This is a genomic window from Pseudomonas sp. JL3, from assembly GCF_031570575.1.
GTDB lineage: Bacteria > Pseudomonadota > Gammaproteobacteria > Pseudomonadales > Pseudomonadaceae > Aquipseudomonas > Aquipseudomonas cucumis.
The window spans coordinates 89,176-95,175 of the sequence record NZ_JAKWJK010000020.1 but is presented as its reverse complement, the minus strand read 5'-3'; the positions used below and the strand labels follow the sequence as shown (position 1 = coordinate 95,175).

The following is a 6,000-nucleotide window of genomic DNA, read 5'->3' as shown; positions in this document are numbered from 1 at the left end:
AAACCCCTATCTGCGTATGCAGGTAGGGGTTTTGTTTTGCCTGGAGGAAAGTGCCGTGGTAGCTATTTTGGGTAACAGCTGCATTGTTCATGAAGTTTCGGGAGAACGGGGGCTAAAGTAGCCACGCCGTTTTTGGAATGGTGCAGCCCTTTTTCACGGGCTGATTTCAAGCCCATGGATCGGCACCTCCTCTACAGTCAAAGAGTTGCCGCAGAAATGCCTGAACCGATACCAATCAAGGACCACGAAAAAGAGACGCGCCTGGTCAACAAAAGACTGATGGCCTGCGCCTTGTTCGTCGTCGCTATTACCTGTGCGCTGGTGGTGCGGCTGTATGTTCTGCAGGTGGTCGAATACGACTACCACTCGACGATCTCCGAAAACAACCGTGTACACGTATTGCCGATTGCCCCCACCCGCGGGTTGATTTATGACCGCAACGGTGTGCTTCTGGCGGATAACCGGCCCAGTTACAACCTGACCATCACCCGCGAACGCGCCTCCGATGTCAAAGAAGAGTTGGATGATGTAGTCAACCTCCTGCACTTGCCGGCTGAAGACCGCACGCTGTTCGACAAGGCGATGAAGCAGGCTCGACATCCCTTCGTGCCCGTCACCTTGTTCTATGAACTCAGCGAAGAACAGATCGCGGTGTTGGCAGTCAACGAATTCCGTTTGCCAGGGATCGACGTAGAGCCACAGTTCGTTCGCCACTACCCGATGGGCACACACTTCGCACACTCGATCGGCTACGTCGGCCGCATCAACGAAAAAGAATCCAAGGCTCTGGATACGGTGGAATACCGTGGCACCCAATCCATTGGCAAGACCGGCATCGAGAAATTCTACGAGTCCGAGTTACACGGCCATGTGGGTTATAAAGAAGTCGAGACCAACGCTCAGGGCCGCGTGCTGCGAGTGCTCAAACACATCGACCCGGTCCCCGGTAAAAACATCGTACTGAGCCTCGACGTCAAACTTCAGGAAGCAGCCGAGGAGGCGTTGGGTGATCGCCGTGGCTCGGTGGTTGCTCTCGACCCGTCGACCGGTGAAGTGTTGGCCATGGTCAGTAAGCCAAGCTTCGACCCGAACATGTTCGTGACAGGCATCAGCTTCAAGGAATACGCGGCGCTGCACGATTCTATCGACCGGCCGCTGTTCAATCGTGTGCTGCGTGGGCTCTACGCGCCGGGCTCGACCATCAAGCCGGAAGTAGCTATTGCCGGCCTCGACGCCGGGGTGGTCACTGCGCAGACTCGCGTCTTCGATCCGGGTTATTACCAGCTACCGGATTTCGATCATAAATACCGTAGCTGGAACCACAGCGGCGATGGTTGGGTGGACATGGACGCGGCGATCATGCGCTCCAACGACACCTATTTCTACGACCTGGCGCACAAGCTGGGTATCGATCGCCTGCATGACTACATGGCCATGTTCGGTCTCGGCGAGAAAGTCTCGCTGGACATGTTCGAAGAGTCTGCGGGGTTGATGCCATCCCAGGCCTGGAAACGCGCTACACGCCGTCAGTCGTGGTTCCCCGGCGAGACAGTGATCCTCGGTATCGGTCAGGGCTACATGCAGGTCACGCCCCTGCAGCTGGCCCAAGCCACCGCGCTGATCGCCAACAAAGGTGTGTGGAACCGACCACACCTGGCCAAAACAGTGGATGGCCTAGCGCCGGTGGACGAGCATCCGAAGCCGAACATCCTGCTCAAGGACCCGCATGACTGGGAGCAGGTCAATCACGGCATGCAGATGGTGATGCACGATGCTCACGGGATCGCCCGAGCGGCAGCGGCGGGGGCTCAGTACCGCATTGCCGGCAAGAGCGGGACCGCGCAAGTGGTGGCGATCAAGCAGGGTGAACGCTACAACCGGGCGAAAACTCCGGAGCGCAACCGTGACAATGCCTTGTTCGTCGGTTTCGCCCCGGCCGAACATCCGAAAATTGTCATCTCGGTCATGATCGAAAACGGCGAGGCCGGAGGTCGCGTCGCCGGTCCCGTAGTACGGAAAATCATGGACGCCTGGTTGCTCGATCAGGATGGTCACCTGAAGCCTCAATACGCCGTGCCGAGCAAAGCACCGGGCGATTCTCACGTCTAACCATGAAAGCTTCACAGTACAGGCTCACGAATACCAAGCATGTGCTGGAAGCTTCCAGAAAATACGGTCCACGACATCGGATTTCACACGAACCCGTAAATTTTTTGGCTTTTTAGCGCGTCAGAACGAAACCATCTGCAGAATGTTGCGTCAGCTATTGCAGCTTGAGACAAGCACAGATACCCCCGCTCGGAACATTTCATCGCCCGCCGATTGACGACGTTCGAGCGCAAGCGCGAAATGATTGTTCACCGATTGCCAGTCAGAGGGTAAAAAATGGCAAGCATAATGGTCCTGGCGGGGGACTTTCTGCAGGGTGATGGAGAGTACAGAGACGGCGTTTTTACGCTCAGGACGTCGATTCACCCGTGGCCCGGCATCACCCTCCCGCTTTCATCGTTCAAGCGCATAGAAGTGGCCAATGAGGATTCGATCAACAACATTAAGGGTGCTATCGGCTTCGGCGTGGCGGGTGCCATGTTGCTGGGACCGATCGGCGCAATTGCCGGTTTCATGTTGGCGGGCAAGGAAACCGAAGTGACCTTTCTGGCTACACTCAAGGATGGCCGAAGGTTCCTGGCGGCTGTAGATAGCGCCACATTTGAAGAAATTTCCCGAAAAATTCCGTCATAAGCCGACGACGGACTTGCGCCGCACCACCGTCGTGGTGCGGCGCGCACCGGTTCAGCTGAAAAACTTCGGATGTTGGCCTTTGTGAGCTGCGATTTCTTGCCGCATATCAGCCAGCAGCGATGCGATCGCGTGGGGGCTGTCCAATGTCCATACCGGAACATGGGTGGCCACCAGATCCACTTTGCCAGTCATGCAATCGCAAACACGAATCGTCATGGACTGGTCCGCTTCCAGGCTGCAAGTGCAGACGGCGGGCAGAAAACTGTGCTCAATGATGTTTTGAATTTCCAGGGTCGAAAGGAACATCGCTACCTCCCTCACGCCAGATGTGTGGCCGGGCAAATGCTCCGTCATTCACCCTTAGCCCAAAAATTTTAATCCTGAATAGAGGGTGTCTCAAGACCGTAACAGGTCTCGTCGTCTCATCGGCTGTCGCGACTCGCGACAAAACCACATCAAGCCCCAGGCACCGGACAACTCAAATCCCCTTCCTGACACTTCAAGTAAGTCTTGAAAGCCTCGACCCGCGCCTTCGTCAGCTCGGTGATGCAGTTGCTGTAGATCAGCGGATACACACTGCCACCCGCCACCCCGGACGCCGAAAACTTGCACTCGGCATCGCGAAATGCAATCCACGAGCGTTGAGCGCCGACCAACAGCTTTTTGGTATCGGGGCTGTCCTTCAATCGCGCTGTGATTTGCTGGTAAAGCGCATTCAGCTCTTTGTCGGTCGTCTTGTTCTGCTGCGCCGCGCACTGATTCATCGTCGTCTGGTCAGTGGCATTGTCGCAGTCGATGGCATGCGCAATAGGAGTGAACAGCAGCGGCGTCAGCGCAAGGAGAAAACGTGGGGGCATGGTGGGCTCGCGGTGGTGATGGAAAGTTGGGGGGCAGTGTAGCGGGGCTCCGCCAGCCAACAAATCAGAGTCTGACGTAGCCCTTATGGTGTATCCGGAAAACTATGTCTGCCACTCCGGACATCTCTCATTCGATTCATATTCAAGCCAGGACACGTCATGGGAAGTCCAGATATGAGCCTGAGGCGTCGTTTTCGGATCATCGTCGAGAGTCGCCACGCGAACGATTACATGGGCTTGGGCCAAGCGTTCTGCCATCAGATGCGATCCGCAGATCGAACAGAAATGCCGAAGCTTGCCCGGCGACGACTCATAGGTGCTTAGCCGATTCTGTCCTTTTATCCAGTGAAAATGCTCACGCATGACCCCGGCCGTCGAGGCGAATGCTGCTGCATGTGCCTTGCGGCAGGTGTGGCAGTGGCAGTGACTGATGGGCATGTCAAGGCTATCAAGTTCGTATTCGATGGCTTTGCACAAGCAGCTGCCATGCAAATTATTCATGGGGCTTTCCTGGTTGTGTGGCTGAGATGTCGGCAGCGGCGGCGGCCCGAAGCAGGGCGTCAGCCGTGGTCTCGACATCTTCGCGCATGTGCAACTTCGCCAGCCAGCCTTCAGGGATGGCCTGTACACCGTAGTGAGCCCCGGCCAACTGGCCGACGATGGCGGCAGTGGTATCGGCGTCGTCGCCCAGGTTCGCGGCTTCGAGGATGGCGGCTTCAAAACTGTCAGTGTGGTGAAAGCACCACAAGGCCGCTTCCAGTGATGCAACGCAGTAACCGGTACCGCGAATATCGTCTTTGGATTTTCCGAGGTAATCGCCTCGTGCGATGCTCGCGACCTTCGGTTCCACGAACGTCGTCTCTGGCAGGCTCTGCAAATCCGGCTTGGGCGCGCCTTGCAATGCCTTGCGGATCAGATCGGCAAGCAACTGACAGCATTCAAGCGCCTCTGGTGCCGCGTGGGTAGTGCGCGAGCTGTCTGCGGAAAAGGTTCTGATCCGGTCGGAATCGGGAAAGTAGTACAACACTATTGGCGCTAACCGCATCAGCGAGCCGTTGCCGGCCGTGTAGGGATCGGTGGATCCAGCGAATGGTTGACCGGTTTCCTGATAACGAGCCAGCGCTTCGCGTACGGTCATGCCGATGTCGAAGCATACGCCGGTCGAACTCAGGTAACCCCATTGCCACCAGTTGAGATAACGGCCCATTTGGTCGGCCGCATCAAAACCTTTTTTGTTCAGCAGGCTTTCTGCCAGGCAAAGTGCCATGGAAGTGTCATCGGTCCATTGCCCTGGCTTCAGATTGAAAGGGCCGCCCCCAACCATATCGGTCAGAGGGGTAAACGAGCCGCGCGGCTGAAATTCGGCACGGGTTCCAACGGCATCCCCACAAGCAAGCCCCAGCAGGGTTGCGCGATAACGTTCCGTGAGTGAAGGCTGCATGAATTTTCCTTGTAAGGGGGCACCTTGCTGCAAACGTTAGCAGTTTCAGCCCGCTGACTCCCCCCTTCAAACCAGAACTTATGGCCAAAACTGAGGCCGAATATTTCAGGTACGGGTGATTGCCGCACCCGTTTGATACAACTTTAAGGTTGGTCTTATGGGCTTTACAGGCCTACTGTTCAATACAGGAGATGACTTATGAACCCAGCATCAGATCGCATCGAAAGGAAAATCCTGCTTAAGGTGCCGCGCTCGCAGGTGTGGCGTGTGCTGGCCAATGCCGAAGCCTTTGGGCAATGGTTCGGCGTGGCACTCGAAGGTAAGCGCTTTGTCGCTGGCGAGTGGACCCAGGGGCAGATTACTTATCCTGGTTATGAGCACTTGTTGTGGAATGTACTGGTGGAGCGGGTCGAGCCGGAGCGGGTGTTTTCTTTTCGCTGGCACCCGTATGCAGTCGAACCCGATACCGATTACTCCCAGGAGCCCACCACACTGGTGAAGTTCGAACTTCAGGATATGGACGAAGGCACGTTGTTGACGGTCGTCGAGTCCGGTTTCGATCACATCCCTCAGTCACGCAGGCTCAAGGCGTTCCGCATGGACAGCCGGGGTTGGGATGAACAGATGAGCAATATCGAAAAATTTCTGGTAGACACCAAGGACCACGAGCGTCAGGGCGGCTGACAGCTGCAGGCCACGTAACTCGTGGCTTCAGTGCATAATGACGGGCTCGGCTAAGGGTTTTCGGAAGGGCGGCTATAGCGAATGTCTTACACGCGGTAGTAGCTATGTCGTCTACTGGAGATTGGATCCCAAGCGTAATCTAGCCTCATCAACTGAAGCACAGGAAGTGCTCCAGGGTCACGGACGATCGACCATAGCAAGGATTGCTGCCGACAGGGAGTCGATATGGTCTTGGGAAAAACCCGCTTCGGCGGGTTTTTTTTCGTCCGCAGAAAA

The 6,000-nt window shown here is 56.3% G+C and carries 7 protein-coding genes; 3 read left to right on the top strand and 4 right to left on the bottom strand.

Annotated elements, in window-relative coordinates:
- The first annotated feature begins 216 nt into the window (after window positions 1-216).
- Window positions 217-2,109, top strand: a complete 1,893-nt coding sequence (gene mrdA / locus MMG91_RS25285) for a penicillin-binding protein 2 (RefSeq protein WP_310661055.1) — start codon at window positions 217-219, stop codon at window positions 2,107-2,109.
- Window positions 2,110-2,385: 276 nt separating this feature from the next.
- On the top strand, window positions 2,386-2,742 hold the full coding sequence (locus tag MMG91_RS25280) for a hypothetical protein (protein WP_305446312.1): 357 nt from the start codon (window positions 2,386-2,388) through the stop codon (window positions 2,740-2,742).
- A 51-nt stretch (window positions 2,743-2,793) separates the two neighbouring features.
- Here the strand turns inward: MMG91_RS25280 and MMG91_RS25275 are convergent, their stop codons facing one another.
- The 4 genes from MMG91_RS25275 to MMG91_RS25260 all read right to left on the bottom strand — a co-directional run bounded on the left by MMG91_RS25275 (window position 2,794) and on the right by MMG91_RS25260 (window position 5,040).
- A complete protein-coding gene (locus tag MMG91_RS25275; protein WP_305449834.1) occupies window positions 2,794-3,048 on the bottom strand; it encodes a DUF1652 domain-containing protein in 255 nt (84 codons plus the stop codon).
- A 149-nt stretch (window positions 3,049-3,197) separates the two neighbouring features.
- Complete coding sequence (locus tag MMG91_RS25270) at window positions 3,198-3,599, bottom strand: lysozyme inhibitor LprI family protein (RefSeq protein ID WP_310661054.1); 402 nt, start codon at window positions 3,597-3,599, stop codon at window positions 3,198-3,200.
- Window positions 3,600-3,701: 102 nt separating this feature from the next.
- Window positions 3,702-4,100 (bottom strand): GFA family protein, encoded by a 399-nt coding sequence (locus MMG91_RS25265; protein ID WP_310661053.1) that lies wholly within the window; start codon window positions 4,098-4,100, stop codon window positions 3,702-3,704.
- Window positions 4,093-5,040 (bottom strand): ADP-ribosylglycohydrolase family protein, encoded by a 948-nt coding sequence (locus MMG91_RS25260; protein WP_310661056.1) that lies wholly within the window; start codon window positions 5,038-5,040, stop codon window positions 4,093-4,095. Before MMG91_RS25260 ends, MMG91_RS25265 begins: the two co-directional genes overlap by 8 nt.
- Before the next feature lie 198 nt (window positions 5,041-5,238).
- On the opposite strand from MMG91_RS25260, the gene MMG91_RS25255 reads away from it, so the two are divergent.
- Window positions 5,239-5,724, top strand: coding sequence for an SRPBCC family protein (locus MMG91_RS25255; RefSeq protein ID WP_007907615.1), 486 nt, complete (start codon window positions 5,239-5,241; stop codon window positions 5,722-5,724).
- Window positions 5,725-6,000: the final 276 nt, after the last annotated feature.

Excerpts from the sequence above, each read along its gene's own strand:
- MMG91_RS25255 (WP_007907615.1), top strand. The coding sequence starts at position 5,239 with ATGAACCCAGCATCAGATCGCATCGAAAGGAAAATCCTGCTTAAGGTG.
- MMG91_RS25260 (WP_310661056.1), bottom strand. The coding sequence starts at position 5,040 with ATGCAGCCTTCACTCACGGAACGTTATCGCGCAACCCTGCTGGGGCTT.
- mrdA (WP_310661055.1), top strand. The coding sequence starts at position 217 with ATGCCTGAACCGATACCAATCAAGGACCACGAAAAAGAGACGCGCCTG.
- MMG91_RS25270 (WP_310661054.1), bottom strand. The coding sequence starts at position 3,599 with ATGCCCCCACGTTTTCTCCTTGCGCTGACGCCGCTGCTGTTCACTCCT.
- MMG91_RS25265 (WP_310661053.1), bottom strand. The coding sequence starts at position 4,100 with ATGAATAATTTGCATGGCAGCTGCTTGTGCAAAGCCATCGAATACGAA.
- MMG91_RS25275 (WP_305449834.1), bottom strand. The coding sequence starts at position 3,048 with ATGTTCCTTTCGACCCTGGAAATTCAAAACATCATTGAGCACAGTTTT.
- MMG91_RS25280 (WP_305446312.1), top strand. The coding sequence starts at position 2,386 with ATGGCAAGCATAATGGTCCTGGCGGGGGACTTTCTGCAGGGTGATGGA.